We start from the raw sequence: 25,305 nt of genomic DNA, 5'->3' as shown, positions 1-25,305 counted from the left end.
CCCGGCACGGGTGAGCGTTCGGCCCGGGCGTGGTGAGCGTTCAGGCGGGCACGGAGAGGGCGTCGGTCCTGCGACGGGCAGGCGCGGCCCCGTCGGGGTCGGAGTCCCCGGCGTGGACGGTCAGGCCGCCGGGATAGGCGAACGCGGTGCGCGGGGAGTAGAAGCCGAACCCGATCGTCAGCGGGTTCTCCGGGCGGAGCGCGTAGATCGGGTGCCCCGGCTCCAGGAACTCCACCGACTCGATGACGAACGGGTTGACCGGCTCGGCGATGAACGGGTACATGGAGCTGAGCAGTTTCCCGTCGCGGGCGGTGAAGTAGCGGTGGTGGCCGCTGTTGATCGTCTGGCTCGTCTCCCCCACCTGGCACCGGGCGCGGATCACCGGCACACCGTCGATGTCCGTCTCGGCGACGATCTCCCCGTCGCGGCGTTCGATGCGGGTGCGGCCGACGACGGCGGGCGCGCCCCGCGCGGCGGCGTAGGCGCGGACCGGTTCGCTACAGGTCACGTAGTGCGTCCACCAGCCGCCGGGGCCGGCTCCGCCGGGCGCGTCCACCCCGGCCAGCGCCACCCCGAGGTAGGTCATCGAGTAGGCCCCGAAGCCGGAGGTCTGGCTCTCGTCGTCGACCACGTACTGGTTCATGAAGACCAGCCGGTCGGCCGACGGGCGCAGCCCGGCCGGGACCAGTGCGGCGACCGCGTCCGGATCCGCCGGCAGCCAGCCGAAGTAGAGCGTGCGGCTGTCGACGACGAGGTGGGGAGCGGCGGGGTCGAGCACGGCACCTCCGGGGCGGGGGATGTACCCGCACGCTACGGCCTGTCCCGCCGACGGGACAACGACGGAAAGCCGACATTCGACGCCCTGTCATCCGGGGGCCCTGACCGCTCGGCCGCCCGGCCCGACCCGCCCGGATGCGGGTTCGTCGATGTCCGGCCCGGGGTGGCTGACCGTACGCCCGACGTAAGACGGGCCACAATCCGAGGAGCGATCGTCCAGTTTGCGGCCTTGATGATGGAAAATTACTTAAGCACATCGTACTTTCGGCTAGATTTCGTCGAGCCGATCGGGCTAAGGTGGCTTCCGAACGGACATCTGAAACTAAACCTAAGCGTCACGTCTTTCATCCGCGGACGAGGTGCAGGGAGGACCACCCATGACCGCGCCAACGATCAGTGAACAGGCCACCACGACACCGGGCACCACCCGCAAGCTCGACCCGCGGGCGCTCACCGACAGCGCCGCCGATCTGCTCAACGCGATGGCCGCGCTGCCGGCCAACCACCCGTCCCGCGCCGCCCTACGAGACCGGGCGATCGAGGCCTGGCTGCCGCTCGCCAACCACCTCGCCCACCGCTACAGCGGCCGGGGCGAGCCCACCGACGACCTGGCCCAGACCGCCGCCGTCGGCCTGATCAAGGCGATCGACAAGTTCGACCCGTCCCGCGGCGTCGACTTCGCCGGCTACGCGATTCCCACCATCATCGGTGAGCTCAAGCGGCACTTCCGTGACCGCACCTGGGACATCCGGGTTCCGCGCCGGCTCCAGGAGCTGCGGCTGGCCATCTCCGACGCCAACAGCACGCTGCTCCAGACCCTCGGCCGCTCGCCCACGGTCGCCGACATCGCCGCCCACCTCAAGCTCACCGAGGAAGAGGTGCTGGAGGGCCTGGAGGGGGCCCGCGCCTACAACGCGGTGTCGCTCTCCACGCCGACCGGCGACGGCGACCGCGCGACCGAGCTGGGCGACATGCTCGGCGGCGACGACAACGAGTTCGAGCTGGCCGAGCTGCGGGTCGCCCTCGGCCCGGCGCTGGCCACGCTCGACGAGCGGGAGCAGAAGATCCTCACGCTGCGGTTCTACGGCAACCTGACGCAGTCGCAGATCGCCGAGCAGGTCGGCGTCTCGCAGATGCACGTCTCCCGGCTGCTGGCCCGCGCGCTGACCAAGCTGCGGGGGCAACTCGACGGCACGTACTAGGGGGTGGTGGGGTGATGGCCGGGTCGGGGGGCCCGGCCATCACCATGTCCGGTGTGGGCGAGACCATCACCGGAGAACCGACGCCCGGGCACCCTTCGCGGGGTGACCCGGGCGCCGTCGTTCAGCGCGCGGGCTCCCGCCACATCGGCCAGAACGGCGTGCCGTCGGGCAGGTGGAACGGCTCGGCGACCCGGTAGCCGTGCCGCGCGTACAGGTCGCGGCCGATCTCGCTGGCCGCCTCCAGGTAACCGGGAATCCCCTCGGCGTCGAGGACGGCGTGGTGGTGCCGCAACAGCGCGCTGCCCAGCCCCTGTCCCTGCCGGTCCGGCGCGACCGCGAGGAACGCCAGGTGGTGGTGGGCCGGGTGCGGGTGGTGGACCGCGAAGAGCTTGTCCAGGTGCGCGAACCGGTCGGTCCACTGGCCGCACGCCGCAGCCAGCCGGGCGTCGTAGTCCTCCGGCGGCGGGGCCGGGTCGCCCACCGACGGGAACCAGACCGCCACTCCCGCCCGGTCCGCGGTCGCGTGCACCAGGCCGTGCCGCATCGCGTGGTCCACCAGGATCGCGAAGTTGCCGGCCAGCACGGACTGCCGCCGCCCGGCGTCGGGCACCAGCCAGCGGGGAGCGTCGAGGACCATGAACGCCTCGGCGATCCGGCCGGCGACCAGGGACGTCTCCGCCGGACCGAGCCGCTCGACCCGTACCTCCTCGCTCACCGCCGCGCCCCCGTCCCGCTCGGCTCGTGCCCGCCTGCGTGCCTGGGTGCTGGCGCCGTCGCCGCCACGCTCTCCGCGCCCAGACCGATCCGGGCGTACGTGTCGGGACGACTGCCGCGCAGCACCAGCGCCCACAGCACACCGAGCAGCGCGGCCACCGGGTAGACCGCCGGGACGGCCCAGCGCAGGGGCGAGTCCGCCGCCACCCCGAGCAGATCCGCGAAGTTGACCACGGCCAGCGCGACGACCACGGCGAGGGCCACCGCGGCGAGGCCCGGGGCGAGCGCACCGCGCCACAGCGTCTCGGTCGCCCGGCCCCAGGCGAAGAAGGCGATCACCGCGACCGAGGTGGTGGCGATCAGCAGCAGCACCCCGAAGCCGCCGGCCGTGCCGACCCAGTAGAACAGCCGCACCACCGGATCCCAGCCGTTGGCCGCGTAGAGCACGATCACCACCAGCCCGAGCGCGCTCTGCGCGAGGGAGGCCGCCCGGGGCGACCCGGTGCGCGGCGAGGTCTGCCCGAACACGGCCGGCAGCACCCGCTCCCGGCCGAGCGCGAAGGCGTACCGGGCGGTGGTGTTGTGGAAGGAGATCATCGCGGCGAGCACCGAGGTCAGGAAGAGCGCCTGGCCGATGGTGACGGCGGTGCCCCCGAGGTGTGCCTCGGCCAGGTTGAAGATCAGCCCGATGCTCTGCTCGCCCGCCTCGGCGGCGATCCGGTCCGGCCCGACGGCGACGGTCATGCTCCACGACGACAGCGCGTAGATGCCCGCGATGATCGCGATGGAGAAGTAGGTGGCCAGCGGCACCGTGCGCCGCGGGTCCCGGCTCTCCTCGCTGAACACCACGGCGGACTCGAAGCCGACGAAGCCCAGGATCGCCAGCACCAGCACCGCGCCGGCGCCGGGCACGACGAGGTTCTCCGGCGACAGCGCGGCGAAGCTGACCTCCCCGCCGGCCGGGTGGGTCAGCTGCCCGAGGTCGAAGACGACGATCACCACCATCTCGGCGACCAGCAGCGCCGCCAGCACCAGGCCGTTGAGGTCGATCCGGAGCAGGCCGAGCACGCCGACCGTCGCCCAGGCGACCAGCGCCACCACCCACCACGCCGGAGCCACCCCGAACAGGCGGTCCAGCACCGGCTCCGCCGCCGCGCCGATGGTGCCGTAGAGCCCCACCTGGAGGGCGTTGTAGGCGATCAACGCCACCCAGGCCGCACCGACGCCGGCCGGTCGGCCCAGCCCCCGGGCGACGTAGGCGTAGAACGCGCCGGCGTTGGTCATCCGCCGGGCCATCGCCACGTACCCGATGGAGAAGAGGGCGAGCACCGCGGCCACCGTCAGGAAGGCCACCGGGATGCCGAGCACGCCGACGACCCCGTAGCCGGTGGTGACGACGCCGGCCACCACGGTCAGCGGGGCGGCGGCGGAGAGGACGAAGAAGATCACCGACGGGACGCCGAGCCGGCCACGGGCCAGGGCCTCGGAAACGTTGCTCGGTCGGTCGAGCGTGGGTGTCGACATACGCGGACTCCGGTTCGAGGGGAGGAGTGGAGGAGGCGGTCAGCCGGCGCCGCGCAGCACGGCGGCGCCGACCGCCGCCTCGGTGTGCGCCACGAGCTCCCGCAGCGGCGGGGGCAGCGCCGGGATGAGCACGCCCAGCCGGTGGTGCGCCCGGGGACCGGCGCTCCACAGCACCTCGCGGCTCAGCCCGGCGGCGACGACCAGACCCAGCAGCAGACCGTCGGGCACGCTCGGCGGGGTCGGCCGGTCGAGCAGGGCGCGCAGCCGGGTGGCCGGCCAGGCCACGGCGTTGAGGTCGTTCGGCAGGTAGCTGACGGTGGTGCGGAGCAGCCGCCGGCTCTCCTGCCGGCGCAGCACTCCCGCCCTGACCAGCCGCTCCCCCACCGAGGCGGTGGCGGTCTGCGCCAGGAAGCTCAACCAGGTGCGCACCGGATGCTGCTGCGCCTCGCCGACCAACTGGTCGAGCACGGTGTGCGCCAGGGCGTCCGCGGGTGGGCGACGGTCGACCACCGTGACCAGCCCGGAGGAGACGGCGACGTGTCCGTGCAGGACCAGTTCGCCGAGCAGTCCCCCGGCGAGGCCGAGGCCGGCCGCCGTCGGGTGCAGCTTCGCCTTGCCCCGACTGTCGTTGTGGATGATCAGGAAGAACTCGTCGGCGATGAGCAACCGGTCCTCCCCACGGGTTGTCCACATTGATCGCAACCGGGCAAGGATGCACCGGCCGTCACTGCAACGCAACTCCCGTATCCGGTAGTTGCACTCCGTACAGACGCGACCTGCGGATCTTGTCGTGACAGACTCGGAGGGTGACCGCGAGCCCCACCGTCCGCCGCCGCCGAATCGCCCGGGAACTCCGCCAGTTGCGCGAACGCGCGGGCATGACCCTGGACGTCGCCGCCCGGCAACTGGACATGTCCAAGAGCAACCTGTCCCGCATCGAGAACGCCCTGATCGGCATCAAGCCGCGCGACGTCCGGGCCGCGCTGGCGCTGTACGAGGTGACCGGGGCCGACGCCGAGGCTTTGATCGAGATAGCCCGCGGGGCGCAGCAGCGCGGCTGGTGGCAGAGCTACAGCGACGTCCTGCCCGAGTGGTTCGAGTTCTACGTCGGGCTGGAGGCGGAGGCGGCGACCCTGCGGACGTACGAGGTCGAGGCGGTGCCCGGGCTGCTCCAGACCGAGGCGTACGCGCGGGAGGTCTTCCGGCGCACCGCGGGCGAGGACGGCATCGAGCGCAAGGTCGCCGCGCGGCTGCACCGGCAGAACGTGCTGCACCGCGACAATCCGGTCGAGTTGTCCGTGGTGCTCAACGAGGCGGTGCTCTGCCGCCCGGTCGGCGGCGACGCCGTGATGGCCGACCAGATGGCCCACCTGGCGAAGGTCTCTCAACTACCGAACGTGACGGTGCAGGTACTTCCGTTCTCGGCCGGCGGGCACCCGGCGATGAACGCCCCGTACGTCGTGCTGACGTTCGCCGACGCCGCCGACGCGGCCGTGGTTTACCTGGAAAACCTCACGATGGGGCTGGCTCTGGAGGAGGTCGGCCAGGTGCGCGGGTATAGCCTTGTGCACGAGGAGTTGTGCCGGATGGCACTCGGTCCGGAGGCGTCCCTGACGCGCCTGACGGAAGCTTCTCGTTACTTTGCGTGACCGTTGACGCGGCGCGCCGGCACAAACGGGGGTACCGCGATGACCGCGCTCGACCTGACCCTGGCCCAGTGGCGCACCAGTACCCGCAGCGTGGGCAACGGCAACTGTGTCGAGGTCGCCGCCGCCGGGGACCGGGTCGCCGTCCGGGACAGCAAAGACCGGCCCGGCCCGGTTCTGGCCTTCCCGTCGCCGGCCTGGCGCGCCTTCGTCGCCGGCATCGACGGGGTACGCCCCGACTGAGCCACTCCCCGAACGGTGCGAGACTGGGCCGTGCTCTCGGACGTACACCTCGACCTGCCCGTACGGCCGGTGCTGCCGGAGCTGGTCGCGGCGCTGCGCGGGACCGGCGCCGGGGTGCTGGTGGCCCCGCCGGGGACCGGCAAGACGACCCTCGCCCCGCTGGCCGTGGCCGACGAGGTCTCCGGTCGCGTGCTGGTCGCCCAGCCTCGTCGGGTGGCCGCCCGCGCGGCGGCGCGCCGGATGGCATCGCTGCTCGGCGAGCCGGTGGGCGAACGGGTCGGGTACGCCGTGCGCGGCGAGCGCCGCAGCGGGCCGCGGACCAGGGTCGAGGTGGTCACCACCGGGCTGCTGGTCCGGCGGCTGCACCGCGATCCCGAGCTGGCCGGAACCGGCGCCGTGCTGCTCGACGAGTGCCACGAGCGACAGCTCGACGCCGACCTGGCGCTCGCGTTCACCGTGGAGGCCCGGGCCGCGCTGCGCCCCGACCTCTGGCTGCTGGCGATGTCGGCCACGCCCGAGGCGGACCGGTTCGCCGCGCTGCTCGGCGGCGGGGGCGGTCCCGCGCCGATCGTCCGGGCGTCCTCGGCCCTGCATCCGGTGGCCCGGATCTGGGCGCCGCCGCCCCGGCCGGTGGCCGCACCCGGCGCCGGCCCGGTCGACCGGGGCCTGCTCGACCACGTCGCGGCGACGGTGCGCCGGGCGCTGCGCGAACGCGACGGGGACGTGCTGGTCTTCCTGCCCGGGGCTGGCGAGATCGGCGCCGTCGCCGGCCGGCTGGCCGACCTGCGCGACGCGGTCGCCGTCCTGGCGCTGCACGGCCGGCAGCGCGGCGCCGACCAGGACGCGGCGCTGCGCCCGGCCGACCGGCGGCGGGTGGTGCTGGCCACGGCGGTTGCCGAGAGCAGCCTGACCGTGCCGGGCGTCCGGGTGGTGGTGGACGCCGGGCTGTCCCGGGTGGCCCGGATGGACCTGGCCCGTGGGCTGGGCGCGCTGGTCACCGTCCCGGTGTCCCGGGCGGGGGCCACCCAGCGGGCCGGCCGGGCGGGCCGGGAGGCGCCCGGTCACGTCTACCGCTGCTGGTCGGCGGCCAGCCACGAGCGGCTGGCCGCGCAACCGGAGCCGGAGATCGCCACCGCCGACCTGACGGGCTTCGCCCTGGAGCTGGCCGCCTGGGGATCGCCGGACGGGACCGGGCTGGCCCTGCCGGATCCGCCCCCGCCCGCGTCGATGTCGGTGGCCCGGGACACCCTCACCACCCTCGGCGCGCTCGACGCGGACGGCCGGATCACCGGTCGGGGCCGGGCTATCGCCGCCGTCGGGGCGCATCCCCGGCTGGCCCGGGCGTTGCTCGACGGGGCCGGCCGGGTGGGAGCGGACCGGGCGGCGGAGGTCGTGGCGGTTCTCGCCGAGGACACCGTCGCCGGGCCGGGCGACGATCTGACCGCCGCCTGGCGCCGCCTCCGCGCGGGCGCGGACCCGGGTGCCACCGCCCGGTGGCGTGCGGAGGTACGCCGACTGCGCGCGGCCCTGCCCGAGGCTCCCGCCGCGCCGGCCGTGCGCACCGGCCGGACACGGCCCACCGGCGCCCCCGACGCGACGGCCGTGCGCACCGGCCGGGCTCGGCCGACCGGCGACCTCGACGCGACCGGGGACGTCGGCCGGAACCGGCTGACCGACGACCTGGCCGCTGGGCTGCTGGTCGGGCTGGCCCACCCGGAGCGGCTGGCCCGGGCGCGACGGCCGGGTGGCTCGGCGTACCTGATGAGCGGCGGGACCGCGGCGGAGCTGGCGCCCGGGTCGGGGCTGGCCGGCGCCGGCTGGCTGGCGGTCGCGGTGGCGGACCGTTCCCCCGGCGCGCCGACCGCCCGGGTGCGCCTGGCCACCCCGCTCGACGAGGCGACCGCCAGGGAGGCGGGCGGGCCGCTGCTGCGCACCGAGCGGGAGGTCGGCTGGTCCGGCGAGGACGTGGTGGCCCGGGAGGTGGTGAGGCTGGGCGCGATCGAGCTGGTCGGGCGGCAGCTCGCCCGCCCCGACCCGGCGGAGGTGGCGGGGGCGCTGCTGACCGGCCTGCGTCGTACCGGCCTCGGGTTGCTGACCTGGACCCCGGCGGCGCGGGCGCTGCGCGAGCGGCTGGCGTTCTGCCGGCACGCGCTCGGCGGTGACTGGCCCGACGTGGGCGACGAGGCGCTACTGGCCGCCGCGCCCGCCTGGCTGGGCCCGGAACTGGCCAATGCCCGCCGCCGCGCCGACCTGGCCCGCCTCGACGTGGCCGGGGCGCTGCGCCGGCTGCTGCCGTGGGCACTGGCGGCCCGGCTGGACGAGGCGGCGCCGGAGCGGATCACCGTGCCGAGCGGGTCGCGGATCAGGCTCGACTACGCCGACCCCGCGGCGCCGGTGCTCGCGGTGAAGCTCCAGGAGACCTTCGGCTGGCGGGACGCGCCACGGATCGCCGACGGCCGGGTGCCGGTGCTGCTGCACCTGCTCTCGCCGGCCGGGCGGCCGGTGGCGGTCACGGCCGACCTGGCCTCCTTCTGGCGTACGGGCTACCCGCAGGTGCGGGGAGAGCTGCGCGGGCGCTACCCGCGCCACCCGTGGCCGGAGGACCCGACGACGGCCCCGCCCACCCGGCACACCACCCCGCGCCGCCGCTGAGCCGGGCTCGCTCACTCCTCCACGACGTCGGCGACGACCACGGTGACGTTGTCCGGTCCGCCGGCCCGCAGCGCCAGGTCGATCAGCCGGCGGGCACAGTCCGCGCGGTCCGGCTGCTCGGCGAGCACCTCGGCGAGGGTGTCCGGGCGGACGACGTTGGACAGCCCGTCGCTGCACAGCAGCCAGCGGTCCCCGGCCCACGGCACCATCGTCGCGTACGCCGGTGAGACGTCCTCGCCCTGCAACGCCTGGGTCACCACGGCGCGGCGGGGGTGGCTGCTGGCCTGGTCGGCCGTGATCACCCCCTGGTCGACGAGCATCTGCACGAACGTGTCGTCCCGGGTGATCTGTTTGAGCACGCCCTCCCGGAACAGGTAGGCCCGGGAGTCGCCGACGTGGGCGAGGGCCAGGCAGCTGCCCGTCCGGGCGAAGAGCAGGGCGGTCAGGGTGGTGCCCATGCCCTGTCGCTCCGGATCCTCGGCGACCGCCTGGTGGATCCGTGTGGTGGCGAGCTGGATACCGGTCTGGAGGGCGGCCACCAGCGCGTGCTCCGGCGTCTCCACGTCGAGCGGAGCGACCGCGTCGATGGCGATCGCGCTGGCCAGGTCGCCGGCCGCCATCCCGCCCATGCCGTCGGCGACGGCGACGAGCCAGGTGCCGGCGTGCAGGGCGTCCTGGTTCCCGCTGCGGATCAGCCCACGGTCGCTCGTTCCGACGGAACGCAGCTTCAGGGTCATGGGTGGCAGCCTGCCAGGCGAAGGGTGCAGTTGTCTCTAGGAGATCACCACCTCGGCGCGTCGCGCGGCGAATCTCACTGCCGCGAGCCGCCGGGCGGGCCTGCACGCCATCCAGTCGGATCGATTGACAAGGGCCGGGGACCACTGCCACCATCGAGCAGAACTGGGAGCGCTCCCAGGTCTGCCACCTCGCACTCCCCGTCCCCCGCAGTCGTCCGGAAGGAACACCCGTGACGCCATCCCGACGCCGCCTCGCGCTACTCGCGGCCGCCACCACCATCGCCCTGACCGCAGGCACCGCCGGCAGCGCCCACGCCGAACCGCCCCCCGACGCCCCCGAACAGATCGACAACGGCGACTTCAGCGCCGGCGTGTCCCCCTGGTTCTCCTACGGCACCGGCGCGCTCGGGGTCACCGACGGCCGGCTCTGCACCACCGTGCCCGGTGGCCTGGCCAACCCGTGGGACGCCGGCATCGGCCAGGACGGCGTGCCGCTGGTCGCCGGAGCCGAGTACACCCTCGGATTCGACGTCTCCGCCACCCCGGGCACCGCCGTCAAGGCCGTCCTGCAACTGGGCACCGCCCCCTACACGACGTACGCCAGCGTGGACGCCACCGCCGTCGGCACCGCGCAGCGGTTCGAGAAGACGTTCACGGTCACCGAGGGAAACCCGGCCGCCCAACTGATCTTCCAGGTCGGCGGCAGCGCGGCCGAGCAGACCGTCTGCCTGGACGACGTCTCGCTGCGCGGCGGCGACCCGCCCGAGCCGTACGTGCCCGACACCGGGCCCCGCGTGCGGGTCAACCAGGTCGGCTACCTGCCCGGCGGGCCGAAGAACGCCACCGTGGTGACCTCGGCGACCGGCGCCCTGCCCTGGCAGCTCAGGTCGGCCACGGGCGCGGTCCTGGCCGCCGGCACCACCACCCCGCGCGGCGTCGACGCCGCCTCCGGGCAGAACGTGCAGACGCTCGACTTCTCGTCGTACCGGACCCCGGGGGCGGGACTGACCCTGGTCGTCGACGGCGAGACCAGCCACCCCTTCGACATCTCGGGCGCCCTCTACGACCGGCTGCGCTCGGACTCCCTCCAGTTCTTCTACGCCCAGCGCAGCGGCATCGCCATCGACGGCGACCTGATCGGCGCGGAGTACGCCCGCCCGGCCGGCCACCTCGACGTCGCACCCAACCGGGGCGACACCTCCGTGCCCTGCCAGCCGGGCGTCTGCGACTACTCCCTCGACGTGCGCGGCGGCTGGTACGACGCCGGCGACCACGGCAAGTACGTGGTCAACGGCGGCATCGCCACCTACCAGCTGCTGAACACCTTTGAGCGGACCAGGACAGCCGCCACCGCCGGGCACGGCGCCGCCCTCGGCGACAGCACCCTGCGGCTGCCCGAGCGCGGCAACGGCGTGCCGGACGTCCTCGACGAGGCCCGCTGGGAGCTGGAGTTCCTGCTGCGCATGCAGGTGCCGGCCGGCAGGCCGCTCGCCGGAATGGCCCACCACAAGATCCACGACCGGAACTGGACCGGTCTGCCGCTCGCCCCGCACGCCGACCCCGAGCCGCGCGAGCTGCACCCGCCGTCCACCGCCGCCACCCTCAACCTGGCCGCCGTCGCCGCCCAGTGCGCGCGGCTGTTCGCCCCCTACGACGCGGCCTTCGCGACACGCTGCGGCACGGCGGCGCGGACGGCCTACGCCGCCGCGCGGGCCAACCCGACGCGGTACGCCAGCCCCGCCGACAGCACCGGCGGCGGCGCGTACGACGACACCGACGTGACCGACGAGTTCTACTGGGCGGCCGTCGAGCTCTACCTGAGCACCGGGGAGCAGGCGTACCTGACGGACCTGGCCGCGTCGCCGCACCACACCGGGGACGTCTTCGACCCACGCGGCTTCGGCTGGCAGGGCGTCGCCGCGCTGGGCCGGCTCGACCTGGCCACCGTGCCGAACGGGCTACCGGCCGCCGACCTGGCCCGCGTGCGCGCCTCGGTGACCGCCGCCGCCGACGCCCACCTCGCCGAGGCGAACCGGCAGGCCTACGGGCTGCCGATGCCCGGCGACCCGGACAGCTACTTCTGGGGCGGCAACAGCAACGTCGTCAACAACGCGATCGTGCTGGCCACCGCCTTCGACCTGACCCGGGACGCGAGGTACCGGGACGGCGCGGTGCAGGCGATGGACTACGTCCTCGGCCGCAACGCGCTGAACATCTCGTACGTGACCGGGTGGGGCGAGCACGCGGCGGAGAACCAGCACAGCCGGATCTTCGGCCACCAGCTCGACCCGACCATGTCGAAGCCGCCCGCCGGCTCGCTGGCCGGCGGCCCGAACGCCGCCCTCCAGGACCCGTTCGCCGCCAAGCTGCTCGCCGGCTGCAAGCCGATGTTCTGCTACGTCGACGACATCAACTCGTACGCGACCAACGAGGTGGCGATCAACTGGAACTCGGCGCTCGCCTGGATCGCCTCGTTCCTGGCCGACCAGGGTGACTCGGCGGCGGTACCGGCGCCTACCTGCGCGGCCACGTACACCAACCACGGCGCCTGGCACGGCGGCACCGGGTTCACCGCCCAGGTGACCATCCGCAACACCGGCACCAGCGCGATCGACGGCTGGGCGGCCCGCTTCGCCTTCACCGGCGACCAGAAGGTGCGCGAGGCGTGGCTGGCGAGGACGACCCAGGCCGGTGCGACGGTCACCGCCAGGAACGAGTCGTACAACGCCCGGATCGCCCCGGGCGGCACGGTCACCTTCGGTTTCAACGCGCTGACCGGCGGCGGCGCCAACCCGGAACCCGGCCTGATCACCGTCAACGGCGCCGCCTGCACGCTCTCCTGACCCGTACGGCCCGGCGCGCCCCGGCGCCCCGGCCCGGCGATGATCGCGCCGTCACCGGGAAGTGGTGGCCTCCCCGAGTGCGGGGGGTCCACCACTTTCCGGACGCTGTCGCACGCCGCGGAACACGACCCGTGGGGCGGGACAGCCGCCGCCGATTTCGGTGGACGGGGTTCGGGGCGTACGACAGGGTTGCCGGTATGGACGACGCGGAGCAACGGGTGTGGTCGCGGCTGCCGGACGGCACCCGGACCGCCCTGGCCGGCCTTGCCCCGGCGGACCTGCGCACGCTGCTGCTGGCGGTGGCCCGGGACCGGGCGGCGGCGGTACGGCCCGCGGACCTGGTCCGCCGCTGGCGGTCGGACCGCTTCACCCGGCCGGCGGCGGCCGACCCGCGCGCGCTGGCCGCCGTCGAGGCCCGCCTGTGGCAGCTGCTGCCCGCCGAGTTCGCCGGCGTCGACCTCTCCCCCGTCGTGCCGCTCGGCACCTGCTCGGCGGTCGCGCCGGTGAGCCAGAACCGGATCGTCACCACCCTGCGCGCGACCGAGGTGCTCAGCGACCCCACCAACGCCCTCGCGGTCGAGGCCGCGGTACGCCGCCGGGGACAGCCCACCGACGGCACCGTACACCTGGCCGCCTGCCACCGGGTGCTGCGGGCGCAGGACTTCGGGCCGACCTGGTCGGCGCACTTCCGGCTCTTCACGCTGGTCTCCAGCGCCCGCGACGGCGGCTCGGGGCGCACCGAGGCGCGGCTGCTCACCCTGCACCTGGCGTACTGGCGGCGGGTGCTCGCCGCCCTGCTGCCACCGTCGGCGGCGGCACGGGTGCACCTGACCGTGCTCGACAGCCCCGTCGTCGGGGAGCGGATCGAGGACACGGTCCGGCCGGTGCTCGGCCGGGCGGGCGTACCGCTGGTGGACGACCCGGCGCGCCGTCGCGGCCGGGGCTACTACGTCGACGCGGCGCTGCGGATCACCGCCGGGCACGACGCGGACGAGGTCGAGCTCGGCGACGGCGGTTTCACGGACTGGACGGCCCGGCTGACCAGCGACGGCAAGGAGCGCTGCCTGGTCTCCTGCCTGGCCACGGAGCGACTCACCGCGCTGACCGAGGCCCTCGGCGACAGCGACGGCAGCGACCGCAGCGGCAGCGACCGCAGCGGCAGCGACCGCAGCGGCAGCGACCGCAGCGGCAGCGACCGCAGCGGCAGCGACCGCGACAGTGACAGCGGCGGCAGCGGCGGCGGCCGTGAGAGTGGCAGCGGTAGCGGTAGCGGCGGGGACGTCGCCCCGCGCTGGCACGGGACTCGGGCGTCGGTCGTCGATTGATCCGAAGATTCCCGGCGCATGCCCATCCACGCGCTGTCGAGCTGCCCGCACAGACGGGGCAGAGGCCGGCCCGGACGCTTCGGGGTTCGGGCGCGTTGGGGTTCGGGATGGTCTCGTTCGCTGCCGCGCCCAGGGACTCTTGGTCCTATCAGCGGGGCAGCTCGACAGCGCGTCGATGAACAGGCAGCCCCGTGCGACTCTCCAAGCAGACCCACTCGACGACACAGGGCCACCGACCACCGGCCGCCGCGCCTACCGGCGGCCATTGACAACATGCGGCCCACCGACAACAAGGGCCCAGCAACAACACGGGGCGCGCTGACCACACGCGGGCCCACCCGATCGCAGGCGGGGCGTCCAATGGCCAGGGTCCCCGACGGTGGGCGTCGGCAGACATCGCCAGGCATCGAGGTGTGCCGCTGTAGCAGCATGTCCGCCATGACCGACCAGCGGATTCCGACCCTGCGTCCCGGCGGCCCCACCGACGCGCCCGCCGTCCTGCGGCTGCTCGACGACGCCACCGCCTGGCTGGTGGCGCGGGGCCGCACCGGCCAGTGGGGCACCGAGCCGGCCTCGACCGACCCGCGGCGGATCGCGCAGGCCGACGCGTGGGCGACCGGCGGCGGGCTGTGGCTGGCGATGCTGGCCGACCGGCCCGTCGGCGCGCTGGTGGTGGGGGCGGCGACCGGGTACGTGCCGCCCGCCACCGAACCCGAGTTGTACGTGAACCTACTGGTCACCGACCGGGCGTACGCCGGATCGGGAATTGGCGGCCGACTGCTGGCGCACGCCACGGACCTGGCCCGGGAGCGCGGGCTCGGCCTGCTCCGGGTGGACTGCTACGCGGGCGGCGACGGCGCGCTGGTCCGCTGGTACGAGCGGCAGGGCTTCACCGCCACCGACCCGTTCACGGTCGAGCGCCCCGGCCGCGACCCGTGGCCCGGGCAGGTTCTCGCCCGCCGCCTGCCCTGCCCCTGACTGGCACCGCTCAGCCGGCGCCCTCAGCCGGCGCGGCGGAGCTTCGGCAGCACCTCGGCGCCGAAGGCGTCGATGAAGGCCCGCTGCTCCTGCCCGACGTGGTGCAGGGCGATCTGGTCGAAGCCGAGGTCGAGGTACTCCTCCAGCCAGCCGACGTGCCGGCCCAGGTCGGCCGAGACGTTGACGACCTCGTGGACCCTTTCCATCGGCACGTCCCGCGAGACCACGTCGAAGTGCTCCGGGGTCTCCAGGTCCCAGCAGACCGGCGGCGCGAAGACGTTGCTGCGCCACTGGTCGTACGCGAGGCGCTCGGCCTCGGCCTGCTCCGGCGCCCAGCTCACGTGCACCTGGAGGTGCAGCGGTCCGCGCCCGCCGGCGTCCCGGTACGCGTCGATCATCTGCCGCAGGTGCGCGGGTGCGGCGTTCACGGTGATCAGCCCGTCCGCCCACTCGGCGCACCAGCGCGCGGTGGCGACACTGACCGCCGCCCCGATCAGGGCCGGCGGCTGCTCCGGCCGGGTCCACAGCTTCGCCCGGTCCACCCGGACGAGGCCGTCGTGGCTGACCTCCTCGCCGGCCAGCAGCGCGCGGATCACGTCCACGCACTCGCGCAGCCGGGCGCTGCGCACGTCCTTACGCGGCCAGCCGTCGCCGGTGACGTGCTCGTTGCTCGCCTCTCCGGTGCCGAGGGCGGCCCAGAACCGGCCCGGGTACATCGCCCCCAGGGTGCCGATCGCCTGCGCGACGATCGCCGGGTGGTAGCGCTGCCCGGGGGCGTTGACCACCCCGAACGGCAGGTTGGTGGCCTGGAGCGCGGCCCCCAGCCACGACCAGGCGAAGCCGGACTGGCCCTGCCGCTCGCTCCAGGGCGCGAAGTGGTCCGAGGACATGGCGGCATCGAAACCGGCCCGCTCGGCGTGGATCACCGCCTCCAGCAGGGCGCGGGGATGGATCTGCTCGTGGGACGCGTGGAAGCCGAACACCGTCATGGCGTCACTCCGTACCCATGACGGCGTCCGGCTACGCCGACGGACCCGGGCGCGGGCTACTCGGCGTGCGCCCCCGCGCCGGCCGAGGCGGCCCCCTCGCCCACCCAGACGGTCTTGGTGTTGCAGAACTCGCGCATGCCGAGCGCGGACAGCTCACGGCCGTAGCCGGAGTTCTTCACCCCGCCGAAGGGCAGTTCCGGATAGGACGTGGTCATGCCGTTGACGAACACGTTTCCGGCGTCGAGGTCGGTGGCGAAGCGCTCCTGCTCCTGCGGATCGCGGGTCCAGGCGTTGGAGCCCAGGCCGAAGGAGGTGCCGTTGGCCACCTCGATCGCCTCGTCGTACGACGACACCCGGTAGAGGCCCGCAACGGGCCCGAAGACCTCCTCGGACCACATCCGCATCTCCGGCCTCAGGTCGGTGACCACGGTCGGCGGGTAGAACCAGCCGGGGCCGGTGGGCGGCTCGCCGCCGCAGAGCACGGTGGCGCCCTGGTCGGCCGCGTCCCGCACCTGGGCGTGGATCTCGTCGCGCCCACCCTCGCTGGCCAGCGGGCCGACGTCGGTGTCCGGGTCCATCGGATCGCCGACCCGCAGGGCCGCCATGTTCGTGGCGAACCTCTCGGCGAAGGCGTCGAAGACGTCGGCGTGCACGATGAACCGCTTGGCGGCGATGCAGGACTGGCCGTTGTTCTGGCAGCGGGCGGTCGTGGCGACCTCGGCGGCCCGGTCCAGGTCGGCCGACGGCATCACCACGAACGGGTCGCTCCCGCCCAACTCCAGCACCGTCTTCTTCAGCTCCCGGCCGGCGATCTGGGCGATGGACCGGCCGGCGTGCTCGCTGCCGGTCAGCGTCGCCGCCCGCACGCGGGGGTCGCTGAGCACCCGGTCGACCTCGCCCGAGCCGACCAGCAGGGTCGTGAACGCCCCCTCCGGGAAACCGGCGCGGCGGAACAGGTCCTCCAGCAGCAGCGCGGTCTGCGGCACGTTGGAGGCGTGCTTGAGCAGGCCGGTGTTGCCCGCCATCAGGGCCGGCGCGGCGAAGCGCAGCACCTGCCACAGCGGGAAGTTCCACGGCATCACCGCGAGCACCGGCCCGATCGGCTGGTAGCGGACGAACGCCCGGGTCGCCTTGACCGCCCCCGCGTCGGCGGGCTCGTCGGCGAGGAACCCGGCCGCCTGCGCCGCGTAGAAGCGGCAGGCCGAGGCGCACTTGGTGACCTCGGCCTTCGCCGCCGTGTACGTCTTGCCCATCTCGGTGGTCATCAGCCGGGCGGTCTCGTCGCGCTCGGCCTCCAGCAGGTCGGCCGCCGCGTTCAGCCAGCGCCCACGCTGGTCGATCGTGGTGCCGCGCAACTGCCGGTACGCCAGGTCGGCCCGCTCGATCGCGGCGTCGATCTGCTCCGCCGACATCGGGTCGTAGCTCTTGAGCAGCTGTCCGGTGGCGGGGTTGATGGTCGCGATGGGCATCTCGTACTCCTGTCACTCGAAGAGTGAGTGGCGGGCACCCGGCTCCTCCCGGCGGCGGGCGGCGCGGCGGCGCTGGATGATGATCAGATCGACCACGGCGACCACCGCGAAGACCACGCAGAGGACCCCCAGCCACACCAGGTCGGCGTTGAAGGCCAGCACCGCGAAGACGGCCATGGTCACCAGCCCGAACCCGGCGAGCAGGAGCCGCAGGTTGAGGGCGCTGTAGGCATGGCCGACCGTGCCACGGGCACGCCGGGGCTGCGATCTCGTCATCTCACCGACCTACCCCCGATCGGCCCGCTTAACCCGACGACCGCCTCGATCTAGCACGCCAACCTGCGCCGGGACAGGCCTCTGCCGCATAGCCGACAGCGGCGGGTTGCCCCACCGCATCCACGCCTAGAGTTACCGCGCTGTTGCTCTCCGCCGCGGGACTGGGGATGGTATGCCTCGACGCTGGGTCACCGTGGCCGCCTGCCTGCTGGCGCTGGTCGCGCTCGCCTGCGAGGGCGGCGGGGAGCCCGGCTCCCGCCCACCACGGGAGACGCCCTCGCCCGGCTCACGCGGCGGCATCGCAGCCCTCGGCGACTCGATCAGCACCGGCTTCGGCTCCTGCCTGGTGCTCCTCTCGTGCGAGCGCAACTCCTGGTCCACCGGGGACGGGCTGCGCGTCGACAGCCTCTACCGGCGGCTGCTCGACCGGAACCCGGCGATCCGGGGCCGGGCGTACAACCACGCCAGCCCGGGGGCCCGAGCGGCGTCGCTGGAGGGGCAGGCCCAGCGGGCCGTACGCGACCGCGTCGACCACGCCACCGTGCTGATCGGCGCCAACGACGTGTGCCGGGGCGGCATCGAGGCGATGACCCCGGTGAAGCAGTTCCGCGCCGAGGTGGACCGCGGACTGCGGGTGCTGCGGCAGGGCCGGCCGAAGGCGCGGGTGCTGGTGGTGAGCGTCCCGAACCTGCACCGGCTCTGGGAGGTCGGGCACACGGACGCGCGGGCGGTCCGGGCCTGGAAGCGGGGCGTCTGCCCGGCTCTGCTGGCCAACCCCACCTCGACGGATCCGCTCGACCGGGCCCGCCGGGCGGCCGTCCGGGAACGGATCGCCGACTACAACGCCCAACTCGCCGCCGCCTGCAAGGCGTACGGTTCGCGCTGCCGGTACGACGGCGGGGCCGTGCACCGGGTGCGGTTCGACCTGAACCTGGTCAACCCGCTGGACTGGTTCCACCCCAACGCCGCCGGGCAGGACCGCCTGGCCGACGTGGCGTGGCGCGCCTCGGGCCTCCGCTCCTGACCCACCGGCCGGACCGGCACACCTCCGGCGGCACGGGGCCGGGGCAGCCCGCCGCGCCGGCCCTCGCCGGGTCGACGGCGAGGGCAGCGTGCGTCAGTGCGGGTCAGGGACGGCGGGGTTCGGGGACGGCGGCGGTGCCGTACTGGCGGTAGAGGGCGCGGGAGCGCACGGCGAGATCCTTGGTCGCCGACGAGTTGGCCCAGGTGCCGAGGACGATCGCCGCTCCGGGCACCACCTTGGCGAAGACCCGTTTCGCCGCGCGCACCCCGGCCATCTGGGCCAGTCGTACGCCGAGGCGCAGCATCACCCTGCCGAGCGGGTTCTGCCCGCCGCTGCCGAAGAGCGCCCCGGCGCGCTCCCGGCCGGCGGCCACCCCGAGCGCGAGCCGGGCGCTCTCGGCGACCTTGTGCACCTTCTGCAGGACCAGCAGGTCGGTGGCCCGGTCGCCGTGCTGCGGGTCGACGCCGTACGCGGCGGCGATGTGCAGCACCATCCGGGCCTGGGTCCAGGCGAGCACCCCGACGTCGATCACGGCGCCGGGCAGCCCGGCGGCGCCGGAGACCGCCCCGGAGAGGCGGGCGTGGTTGACGAACTTGCGTACCGCCTGCTCCGCCAGAGCCTCGGCGGAGGACCTGGGCTGCTCGGCCCGGATCCGCGCGGCCCACTGCGCCGCCTCCGGCCCCAGCCGGCGTACGGCCTCCAGGGCGAGGTGCTCCGGGGCGTACTGCGGGTCTTCCCGCATCCGGTCCCAGAGCCGCAGTGGTGGCGCCTCGGTGGCCCCCTGTGTCGATGCCGGAACCACGGCCGGCGGCTGCGGTTTTCCGGCAACGGGCTGGCCGTCGGCGGGCGCGGATTCGGTCACAGGGGTCTCCCGGGGGTCGGAGAGGTCGTCGGTGACGGTCAGCGGCGGTTCTGGAGTTTTGCCGCGAGGCCCCTCAGCTTCTGCTGGGTGCCCGGCTTGGCCAGCTCGCGCCGGCCGCGGTCGACCAGCTGCTGACCCTTGGGCGAGCGCAGGAAGGTGCTGATCCGCTGCATAAGAGACATGTCGTCCTCCAGTCGGTGGTTCCTGCTCCATGTGTACCTCGGAGTGACAACATGCGTACCCCGGACGCCCGAACCGCAACCGTCCACTGTGGTCGGCGAAAGCCTACTGCCCGGCCTCCAGGATCGCCCCGACGACCGTCGTGGCGCGCCACTCGTGCTTGGCGTAGTGCTCCGGGTAGGCGGAGATCTGCACCGCCTGGGCGGCGTCGGTCAGCCGCATCTGCTGCCAGCCGGGCACCCGGAGCAGGGCGGAGAGGAACTGCCGGGTGGCGAACTCCGGGTCCATCAGCTGACCGACCTCGCCCCAGCCGCTGCTGGAGCGCTGCTGGAACAGCCCGACCGAGTCGTGGTCCCACCCGATGCCCTGGTGCGGGTAGTTGCGGGATTCCGGGAGCACCCCGCTGGCGACGTTGTAGAGGTTGCTCTCCTGCATCGCGGTGGCCACCGCGATCACCAGCGCGCGCCGGGGCATCTCCATCTTGCGTCCGGTCCGCACGATCGCCTGGGCGTTCTTCATCTGGGCCTTGTCGAGCCCGGCGACCGGAGCGGGGTCGACCGGCTTGCGCGTGGTCTGCTTCGGCGCGGGGGTGGTGGTGTCCGGGTCGGCGGCGGCGCGGGTGGGGCTGGCGGAGGCGGGGGCGGGGGCGCGTTCCGCGTCGCGGGAGGCCGGGTCCGGCTCGGCGCGCTCGGCGAGGGCGGAGGGCACGGCGGCGGGGGCCGGGTCGGCGGACCCGCCCCGCGCGCCCTGGGCGGCGGCGGTCAGTGCGAGGCAGAACACCACGCCGGTGGCGAGGGCGATCCGGGCCCGGGCCGGCCCGCGTGTCAGCAGTTGGGCGTACGCCCCGACGGAGCGGAGGATGGTTGGCCGATCGGGCGAGGGGGTATCGTCCGAACGGTCGATCAGGTCACCGGGGGTGCCCTCAGGGTCGAGGGTGCGGTCGTCACGCATCAGCCGAGGCTAGGCAGGCAGATTCGCCGATCCCCCGGGGTGATCTGTGGCTTTCCTCACGATATGAACGAGGCCGACCGGACGCTCCCACCGCCCCGCCCAGCCCGGGGGACGAACCTCGCGGACCGGTCAGACCTCCGGGTCGCCCCGGGACGCCACCACGCGGCCCGAATTGGGGACAAACCCCCGACGCCCGGCCCATGATCCGCAAACTCATCCGTTCGGCCGATATCCAGGTCGCCCTGACGGCCATCCTTCGTCGCCCAACGGCGGGCTTGCGGGCATACGCCCGATTACTGGTCACGTAACGACCCGCGGCGGGGCGCGGAGAGGAATGCACGAGGATGGCGGGTACGTTCCCCGAACCGGGTGCCGTCCCTGCGCGGCGACCCGTACGCACGACCAGGGAGGTCCGCACCGGTGCTCGACCCACACGAGCTCTACGAGCTCACCGACGATCTGCCCGACCTCGGTCAGCCGGTCCTGATCCAGACCCTCACCGGCTTCGTCGACGCCGGCAGCGCCACCCGACTGGCCAGGGAGCAGCTGCTCACCTCGCTGGACGCCCGCCCCATCGCCCGGTTCGACGTCGACCAGCTCTTCGACTACCGCTCGCGCCGACCGGTGATGACCTTCGTCGAGGACCACTGGGAGTCGTACGACGCCCCGGTGCTGGAGCTGCACCTGCTGCACGACGACGACGAGACCCCCTTCCTGCTGCTCACCGGCCCGGAGCCGGACCTGCAGTGGGAGCGTTTCGTGGCCGCGTTGGCCGGCATCGCCGCGCGACTGGACGTCCGGCTCACCGTCGGGCTCAACTCGATACCGATGGCGGTGCCGCACACCCGGCCCGCCGGGGTGACCGCGCACGCCACCCGCCGCGAGCTGATCGCCGGCTACGAGCCGTGGTTGCAGCGGGTGCAGGTGCCGGGCAGCGTCGGGCACCTGCTGGAGTACCGCCTCGGCGAGCGGGGTGGCGACGCCCTCGGCTTCGCCGCCCACGTGCCGCACTACGTGGCGCAGACGGAGTACCCGGCCGCCGCCGAGGTGCTGCTCGCCTCCGTGTCCCGCAGCACCGGGCTGCTGCTGCCCCGCGACGGGCTGCGCTCGGCGGCCGAGGTGGTCCGCGTGGAGATCGACCGGCAGGTCGCCCAGACCGACGACGCCGCCCAGCTGGTGCAGGCCCTGGAGGAGCAGTACGACGCGTTCGCGCGCGGCCGGGGCGAGAAGAACCTGCTCGCCGCCGAGGCCGGGCCGCTGCCCACCGCCGACGAGCTGGGCGCCGAACTGGAGCGGTTCCTGGCCGAGCAGACCCGCCCGGGCGACGCCCCGGGCAGCTGAGAGCCCGGCGTCCCGGGGCAGCCGAGCCCGGCCGGCCCGGCGTCCCGGCAGCCGGGAGCGCGCCCGGTGCGGGCCGGAGCCGGGAAGCGGTCCCGGCGCGCGACACCCGGTCGGCTGACGCGGCGGCGCGGCCCGGGATGGGGCAGGCTGGTCCCATGCGCCTGGCGACCTGGAACGTGAACTCGGTGAAGGCCCGCCTGCCCCGGCTGCTGGACTGGCTGGCCGGCACCGGGCCGGACGTCGTCTGCCTCCAGGAGACGAAGTGCCCCGACGGCGCCTTCCCGGTGGCCGAGGTGGGCGAGCTGGGCTACACGGTGGCCAGCCACAGCGACGGCCGGTGGAACGGGGTGGCCGTCCTGTCCCGGGTCGGCCTGGCCGACGTGACAGTGGGGTTCCCCGGCGAGCCGGGCTTCCCCGCTCCGGAGGCCCGGGCCATCTCGGCGACCTGCGACGGGGTCCGGGTCTGGTCGGTGTACGTGCCGAACGGCCGGGCCCCCGACGACCCGCACTACGCGTACAAGCTGGCCTGGTTCGCGGCGCTGCGGGACGCGGTGGAGGCGGAGCTGACCGGGGGCCTGCCGCTGGTGGTCTGCGGCGACTTCAACGTGGCCCCCACCGACGCCGACGTCTGGGACCCGGCGTTGTTCGCCCACTCCACGCACGTCACCCCGGCGGAGCGGGCGGCCCTCGCGGCGCTGCGCGACCTCGGGCTCTCCGACGTGGTGCCCACCCCGATGAAGGGCCCGCACCCGTTCACCTACTGGGACTACCGGGCGGGGATGTTCCACCAGAACAAGGGCATGCGGATCGACCTCGTGTACGCCTCGGCGCCGTTCGCCCGGGCGGTCCGCTCGGCGTACGTGGACCGGGAGGCGCGCAAGGGCAAGGGCCCCTCCGACCACGCGCCGATCGTGGTCGACGCCGACCTGGTTCCGGCGGTCGAGTCGTTCTGAGCCCCGGCGTCGTCGCTAGGGTGGAGCCATGGCAGTCGTGAAGATCAACGCGATCGACGTTCCTCCCGGTGCCGGCGAGGAGTTGGAGAAGCGGTTCGCCGCCCGGGCCGGGGCCGTGGAGAACTCCCCCGGTTTCCTCGGCTTCGAGCTGCTGCGCCCGGTCGCCGGAGAGAACCGCTACTTCGTCTACACCCGTTGGGAGACCGAGGAGGCCTACCAGGCGTGGGCCGCCGGCCCCTCCCGCGCCGCCCACGCCGGGACGGGCGAGAAGCGCCCCCCGGTCGCCTCCGGCGCCACCCTCCTGGAGTTCGAGGTGGTCCAGCAGGTTCCGGGCCGCCCCTAACCCCTCCCTCCCCACCCCCACCCGACCCCCAACGTGTTGATCATGGAGTTGGCAGGGAATTCGATCTCCACAGCTGCCGCCAACTCCATGATCAACGGGGCTGGGGGTGGGAGGAGAGCATCGTGGCGAAGGCGATGACGTTGTCGGCGTACCCCGTCCGGCCGCCGAGCCAGTCGCCGCCGCAGGTGATCAGGCGCAGGCCCGCGGGCCCCTCGTCGCCGTAGACCCGCTCCGCCGGCAGCCGGTCCTTGGGGAAGCGCTCCACCGAGTCGACCCGGAACACCACGACCGAGCCGTCCGCCCGGGCCACCTCGGCGGTGTCGCCCGGGCGCAGCTTGTGCAGGTCGTAGAAGACCGACGGCCCGCGCCTGGTGTCCACGTGCCCGACGATCACCGACGGGCCCGGCTCACCGGGGGTGGGACCCCGGTCGTACCAGCCGGTCTCGTCGGCCCGCTCCAGCGGTGGCACGGCGATCGACCCGTCCCGCGCCTGACCGACGGGAGCCACCGGGGCGGACACCCCGATCGCGGGCAGCGACAGGCGCACCGGCCGGCTGGCCGACAGCCCTCCGCGCTCGCTGCGGGCCGGCCGTTCCTGCCCGCCGCCGGCAGCCCAGTCGAACGGCCCGGCGGTGCTCCCCAGCCCCGCTCCGGTGGCGAAGACCCCGGCCAGCACCAGCACCACGGCCAGCGGCACCGACCAGGGGCGGCGTCCGGGCGGCCGTAGGCCCCGGGCCGCCGTGGCGGCCGGCTGCGGGGCGGACGTGGTGGCCATGATCGGGCTCAGCGTCGGCCGGCGCCACGGGCGGTACGCGGGCGGCGTGCCCGGACCGCGAGCACGATGCCGGCCACGGTCAGGGCGAGGCCAGCCGGAAGCAGGAGCCCGCCGCTGATGCCGCCGGAGCCCCCGCCGAACCCGGTCGCCGGGCCGCGGCTGGGCTTCACGGCCTTGACGACCTGGAGCATGGTCGAGGCGGTCTCGCCGTCGCGGCACTCCAGCTTGATCCGGTAGTTGCCGGGCCGGGTGCGCTCCCGCACCATCGGCGCGGCGGTCAGCATGCCGTGCTGCGGCTGCGCCTGCACCCGGCCGAAGGCGTCCGAGACCACGGTGGCGGGCACGGAGTTGTCCCGGCAACTGGCCCGGATCCCGACCAGGAAACCGGGCTCCACCGTGCTCGGGCTGACCTCGACGAAGACTCTCGGCCCCGGCGGCTCAGGCTGGGGCGCGCCCACGGGCGCGGGCTCCGCCCACCAACCGGGGGCTGCGGCCCGGACGATCGGAGCGGCGGTGGTCGGCAGGGCGGCTCGGGCGGGCGCGGCCGCGAGCAGGGGCCCGACGAACACGGTCGCGATCGCCAGCGCCACACCGCCGCGGTGCACCGACACGACGCCCCCTCCCGGCGCGTTGGGGCAGTGCCGGGCAACACCAGACACCCGGTCTGCCGTACGGGATGGATCCTCTCATCCCCGGGCGAACATCACATCCGGTTCGGCGCGGTCGTCGCGTACGCTCAGGTCGCTGTGACCTTCACCGACTCCCCCGCCGCCGCCGTCCCCGCGCCGCCCGCCGCCCGGACGATCCGAACCTTCCATCCGCGCCGCGGCCGGATGAGCAGCCGCCAGACCGACGCCCTGGACCGGCTCTGGCCGGTCTACGGCCTGCACGTCCCGGACCGACCCGGCACGCCGGTGGACCTGACCGACCTGTTCGGCCGCGCGGCCCCACTGGTGCTGGAGATCGGTTCCGGGATGGGCGACACCACGGCCGAGATGGCCGCCGCCGATCCCGACCGAGACTATCTGGCGGTCGAGGTGCACACGCCCGGAATCGCCAACCTGCTGGACCTGGTGGACCGGTACGGCCTGCGCAACGTGCGGGTCGCGCAGGGCGACGCCCTGGACCTCGTCGCGGGCCTGCCGGCGGCGGCGCTGGACGCCGTGCACGTCTTCTTCCCCGACCCCTGGCCCAAGTCCCGGCACCACAAGCGGCGGATCATCCAGCCGGCCCACGTCGCGCTGCTGCGTTCCCGCCTGGTGGCCGGCGGCACCCTGCACTGCGCCACCGACTGGGCCGAGTACGCCGAGGCGATGCGGGAGACCCTGGACGCCGACCCGGGGCTGGTCAACGCGCACGACGGCTTCGCGCCCCGGCCCGCCCACCGCCCGGTGACCAAGTTCGAGCGTCGCGCCCTGCGGGCCGGCCGCCCGATCTTCGACCTGCTCTACCGCCACCGCCCGTGAACGGAAGGGCCCCTGTTGACGGATTCCGTTGTACA

25 protein-coding genes are annotated in these 25,305 nt (G+C 74.3%); 12 read left to right on the top strand and 13 right to left on the bottom strand.

Translation table 11 applies throughout. The annotated features are described in order from the left end of the window. Positions 1-40: 40 nt before the first annotated feature. Entirely contained in the window at positions 41-778 is a 738-nt protein-coding gene (locus AB0D32_RS07970) for a hypothetical protein (RefSeq protein ID WP_357086290.1), read from the bottom strand. A gap of 376 nt (positions 779-1,154) precedes the next feature. Here AB0D32_RS07970 and AB0D32_RS07965 point away from each other — a divergent pair, with 376 nt between their 5' ends. Then, complete coding sequence (locus AB0D32_RS07965; RefSeq protein ID WP_357086288.1) at positions 1,155-1,979, top strand: SigB/SigF/SigG family RNA polymerase sigma factor; 825 nt, start codon at positions 1,155-1,157, stop codon at positions 1,977-1,979. 121 nt (positions 1,980-2,100) lie between these two features. Here the strand turns inward: AB0D32_RS07965 and AB0D32_RS07960 are convergent, their stop codons facing one another. Genes AB0D32_RS07960 through AB0D32_RS07950 form a run of 3 tightly spaced genes read right to left on the bottom strand, consistent with a single transcriptional unit; the run spans position 2,101 to position 4,910 of the window. Further along, positions 2,101-2,694, bottom strand: coding sequence for a GNAT family N-acetyltransferase (locus tag AB0D32_RS07960; RefSeq protein WP_357086286.1), 594 nt, complete (start codon positions 2,692-2,694; stop codon positions 2,101-2,103). After that, positions 2,691-4,217: an APC family permease gene (locus tag AB0D32_RS07955; RefSeq protein ID WP_357086284.1), complete on the bottom strand. Its 1,527-nt coding sequence runs from the start codon at positions 4,215-4,217 to the stop codon at positions 2,691-2,693. Before AB0D32_RS07955 ends, AB0D32_RS07960 begins: the two co-directional genes overlap by 4 nt. A 39-nt stretch (positions 4,218-4,256) precedes the next feature. Next, a complete protein-coding gene (locus tag AB0D32_RS07950; RefSeq protein WP_357086282.1) occupies positions 4,257-4,910 on the bottom strand; it encodes a GPP34 family phosphoprotein in 654 nt (217 codons plus the stop codon). Positions 4,911-5,023: 113 nt separating this feature from the next. On the opposite strand from AB0D32_RS07950, the gene AB0D32_RS07945 reads away from it, so the two are divergent. The 3 genes from AB0D32_RS07945 to hrpB are packed head-to-tail and all read left to right on the top strand — an operon-like array spanning position 5,024 to position 8,758. After that, entirely contained in the window at positions 5,024-5,866 is an 843-nt protein-coding gene (locus AB0D32_RS07945) for a helix-turn-helix transcriptional regulator (protein WP_357086280.1), read from the top strand. A 39-nt stretch (positions 5,867-5,905) separates the two neighbouring features. Continuing rightward, on the top strand, positions 5,906-6,106 hold the full coding sequence (locus tag AB0D32_RS07940; RefSeq protein ID WP_357086278.1) for a DUF397 domain-containing protein: 201 nt from the start codon (positions 5,906-5,908) through the stop codon (positions 6,104-6,106). A gap of 30 nt (positions 6,107-6,136) precedes the next feature. Beyond that, entirely contained in the window at positions 6,137-8,758 is a 2,622-nt protein-coding gene (hrpB, locus tag AB0D32_RS07935; RefSeq protein ID WP_357086550.1) for an ATP-dependent helicase HrpB, read from the top strand. Between the two features lie 11 nt (positions 8,759-8,769). Here the strand turns inward: hrpB and AB0D32_RS07930 are convergent, their stop codons facing one another. Further along, on the bottom strand, positions 8,770-9,495 hold the full coding sequence (locus AB0D32_RS07930; protein WP_357086276.1) for a protein phosphatase 2C domain-containing protein: 726 nt from the start codon (positions 9,493-9,495) through the stop codon (positions 8,770-8,772). Between the two features lie 230 nt (positions 9,496-9,725). On the opposite strand from AB0D32_RS07930, the gene AB0D32_RS07925 reads away from it, so the two are divergent. From AB0D32_RS07925 to AB0D32_RS07915, 3 genes are all read left to right on the top strand, one after another. Further along, positions 9,726-12,338 (top strand): glycoside hydrolase family 9 protein, encoded by a 2,613-nt coding sequence (locus AB0D32_RS07925; RefSeq protein WP_357086274.1) that lies wholly within the window; start codon positions 9,726-9,728, stop codon positions 12,336-12,338. A 197-nt stretch (positions 12,339-12,535) separates the two neighbouring features. Continuing rightward, a complete protein-coding gene (locus AB0D32_RS07920) occupies positions 12,536-13,663 on the top strand; it encodes a hypothetical protein (RefSeq protein ID WP_357086272.1) in 1,128 nt (375 codons plus the stop codon). 438 nt (positions 13,664-14,101) lie between these two features. Next, positions 14,102-14,641 carry a GNAT family N-acetyltransferase gene (locus AB0D32_RS07915; protein WP_357086270.1) on the top strand — a complete coding sequence of 180 codons (540 nt, stop codon included), beginning with the start codon at positions 14,102-14,104 and terminating at the stop codon, positions 14,639-14,641. A 23-nt stretch (positions 14,642-14,664) separates the two neighbouring features. Here AB0D32_RS07915 and AB0D32_RS07910 read toward each other — a convergent pair whose 3' ends face one another. The 3 genes from AB0D32_RS07910 to AB0D32_RS07900 are packed head-to-tail and all read right to left on the bottom strand — an operon-like array spanning position 14,665 to position 17,375. Next, positions 14,665-15,630 carry a TIGR03885 family FMN-dependent LLM class oxidoreductase gene (locus AB0D32_RS07910; RefSeq protein WP_357086268.1) on the bottom strand — a complete coding sequence of 322 codons (966 nt, stop codon included), beginning with the start codon at positions 15,628-15,630 and terminating at the stop codon, positions 14,665-14,667. Between the two features lie 56 nt (positions 15,631-15,686). Then, the gene (locus AB0D32_RS07905) at positions 15,687-17,099 is read right to left on the bottom strand and encodes an NADP-dependent succinic semialdehyde dehydrogenase (protein WP_357086266.1); all 1,413 of its coding nucleotides are present in this window, start codon (positions 17,097-17,099) and stop codon (positions 15,687-15,689) included. Positions 17,100-17,111: 12 nt separating this feature from the next. Continuing rightward, on the bottom strand, positions 17,112-17,375 hold the full coding sequence (locus tag AB0D32_RS07900; protein WP_357086264.1) for a DUF6343 family protein: 264 nt from the start codon (positions 17,373-17,375) through the stop codon (positions 17,112-17,114). A 172-nt stretch (positions 17,376-17,547) separates the two neighbouring features. Between AB0D32_RS07900 and AB0D32_RS07895 the strand changes: the two genes are divergently transcribed. Next, positions 17,548-18,399, top strand: a complete 852-nt coding sequence (locus AB0D32_RS07895) for a GDSL-type esterase/lipase family protein (RefSeq protein ID WP_357086262.1) — start codon at positions 17,548-17,550, stop codon at positions 18,397-18,399. 103 nt (positions 18,400-18,502) lie between these two features. On the opposite strand, the gene AB0D32_RS07890 is transcribed toward AB0D32_RS07895, so the two are convergent. The 3 genes from AB0D32_RS07890 to AB0D32_RS07880 all read right to left on the bottom strand — a co-directional run bounded on the left by AB0D32_RS07890 (position 18,503) and on the right by AB0D32_RS07880 (position 20,392). Next, a complete protein-coding gene (locus AB0D32_RS07890) occupies positions 18,503-19,261 on the bottom strand; it encodes an EcsC family protein (protein WP_357086260.1) in 759 nt (252 codons plus the stop codon). 38 nt (positions 19,262-19,299) lie between these two features. Then, positions 19,300-19,443 (bottom strand): hypothetical protein, encoded by a 144-nt coding sequence (locus AB0D32_RS07885; RefSeq protein ID WP_357086258.1) that lies wholly within the window; start codon positions 19,441-19,443, stop codon positions 19,300-19,302. Between the two features lie 103 nt (positions 19,444-19,546). Further along, positions 19,547-20,392, bottom strand: a complete 846-nt coding sequence (locus AB0D32_RS07880; protein WP_357086256.1) for a peptidase M23 — start codon at positions 20,390-20,392, stop codon at positions 19,547-19,549. A gap of 420 nt (positions 20,393-20,812) precedes the next feature. Here AB0D32_RS07880 and AB0D32_RS07875 point away from each other — a divergent pair, with 420 nt between their 5' ends. The 3 genes from AB0D32_RS07875 (at position 20,813) to AB0D32_RS07865 (ending at position 23,029) form a co-directional block, all read left to right on the top strand. Beyond that, a complete protein-coding gene (locus AB0D32_RS07875) occupies positions 20,813-21,733 on the top strand; it encodes a PAC2 family protein (RefSeq protein ID WP_357086254.1) in 921 nt (306 codons plus the stop codon). Between the two features lie 155 nt (positions 21,734-21,888). Then, positions 21,889-22,686 (top strand): exodeoxyribonuclease III, encoded by a 798-nt coding sequence (locus tag AB0D32_RS07870; RefSeq protein ID WP_357086252.1) that lies wholly within the window; start codon positions 21,889-21,891, stop codon positions 22,684-22,686. 28 nt (positions 22,687-22,714) lie between these two features. Then, a complete protein-coding gene (locus tag AB0D32_RS07865) occupies positions 22,715-23,029 on the top strand; it encodes an antibiotic biosynthesis monooxygenase (RefSeq protein ID WP_357086250.1) in 315 nt (104 codons plus the stop codon). Between the two features lie 91 nt (positions 23,030-23,120). On the opposite strand, the gene AB0D32_RS07860 is transcribed toward AB0D32_RS07865, so the two are convergent. Together AB0D32_RS07860 and AB0D32_RS07855 are read right to left on the bottom strand one after the other, a co-directional pair. Next, positions 23,121-23,804 (bottom strand): class F sortase, encoded by a 684-nt coding sequence (locus AB0D32_RS07860; RefSeq protein WP_357086248.1) that lies wholly within the window; start codon positions 23,802-23,804, stop codon positions 23,121-23,123. A gap of 8 nt (positions 23,805-23,812) precedes the next feature. Beyond that, complete coding sequence (locus tag AB0D32_RS07855) at positions 23,813-24,409, bottom strand: hypothetical protein (protein ID WP_357086548.1); 597 nt, start codon at positions 24,407-24,409, stop codon at positions 23,813-23,815. Positions 24,410-24,637: 228 nt separating this feature from the next. Between AB0D32_RS07855 and trmB the strand changes: the two genes are divergently transcribed. Further along, a complete protein-coding gene (trmB, locus tag AB0D32_RS07850) occupies positions 24,638-25,270 on the top strand; it encodes a tRNA (guanosine(46)-N7)-methyltransferase TrmB (protein ID WP_357086546.1) in 633 nt (210 codons plus the stop codon). The last annotated feature ends 35 nt before the right edge of the window (positions 25,271-25,305 follow it).

Origin of the sequence: Micromonospora sp. NPDC048170 (assembly GCF_040652795.1) — a bacterium.
Classification (GTDB): Bacteria; Actinomycetota; Actinomycetes; order Mycobacteriales; family Micromonosporaceae; genus Micromonospora.
Note: the sequence above shows the minus strand (reverse complement) of the source record. Positions and strands in the feature narration are given on the sequence as shown.

Bases quoted from the DNA above. Each gene is read 5' to 3' on its own strand.
- AB0D32_RS07880 (WP_357086256.1), bottom strand. From the start codon at position 20,392: ATGCGTGACGACCGCACCCTCGACCCTGAGGGCACCCCCGGTGACCTG.
- AB0D32_RS07860 (WP_357086248.1), bottom strand. From the start codon at position 23,804: ATGGCCACCACGTCCGCCCCGCAGCCGGCCGCCACGGCGGCCCGGGGC.
- AB0D32_RS07965 (WP_357086288.1), top strand. From the start codon at position 1,155: ATGACCGCGCCAACGATCAGTGAACAGGCCACCACGACACCGGGCACC.
- AB0D32_RS07885 (WP_357086258.1), bottom strand. From the start codon at position 19,443: ATGTCTCTTATGCAGCGGATCAGCACCTTCCTGCGCTCGCCCAAGGGT.
- AB0D32_RS07870 (WP_357086252.1), top strand. From the start codon at position 21,889: ATGCGCCTGGCGACCTGGAACGTGAACTCGGTGAAGGCCCGCCTGCCC.
- AB0D32_RS07955 (WP_357086284.1), bottom strand. From the start codon at position 4,217: ATGTCGACACCCACGCTCGACCGACCGAGCAACGTTTCCGAGGCCCTG.
- AB0D32_RS07865 (WP_357086250.1), top strand. From the start codon at position 22,715: ATGGCAGTCGTGAAGATCAACGCGATCGACGTTCCTCCCGGTGCCGGC.
- AB0D32_RS07930 (WP_357086276.1), bottom strand. From the start codon at position 9,495: ATGACCCTGAAGCTGCGTTCCGTCGGAACGAGCGACCGTGGGCTGATC.
- AB0D32_RS07920 (WP_357086272.1), top strand. From the start codon at position 12,536: ATGGACGACGCGGAGCAACGGGTGTGGTCGCGGCTGCCGGACGGCACC.
- trmB (WP_357086546.1), top strand. From the start codon at position 24,638: ATGAGCAGCCGCCAGACCGACGCCCTGGACCGGCTCTGGCCGGTCTAC.
- AB0D32_RS07905 (WP_357086266.1), bottom strand. From the start codon at position 17,099: ATGCCCATCGCGACCATCAACCCCGCCACCGGACAGCTGCTCAAGAGC.
- AB0D32_RS07915 (WP_357086270.1), top strand. From the start codon at position 14,102: ATGACCGACCAGCGGATTCCGACCCTGCGTCCCGGCGGCCCCACCGAC.
- AB0D32_RS07950 (WP_357086282.1), bottom strand. From the start codon at position 4,910: ATGTGGACAACCCGTGGGGAGGACCGGTTGCTCATCGCCGACGAGTTC.
- AB0D32_RS07940 (WP_357086278.1), top strand. From the start codon at position 5,906: ATGACCGCGCTCGACCTGACCCTGGCCCAGTGGCGCACCAGTACCCGC.
- AB0D32_RS07895 (WP_357086262.1), top strand. From the start codon at position 17,548: ATGCCTCGACGCTGGGTCACCGTGGCCGCCTGCCTGCTGGCGCTGGTC.
- AB0D32_RS07900 (WP_357086264.1), bottom strand. From the start codon at position 17,375: ATGACGAGATCGCAGCCCCGGCGTGCCCGTGGCACGGTCGGCCATGCC.
- AB0D32_RS07910 (WP_357086268.1), bottom strand. From the start codon at position 15,630: ATGACGGTGTTCGGCTTCCACGCGTCCCACGAGCAGATCCATCCCCGC.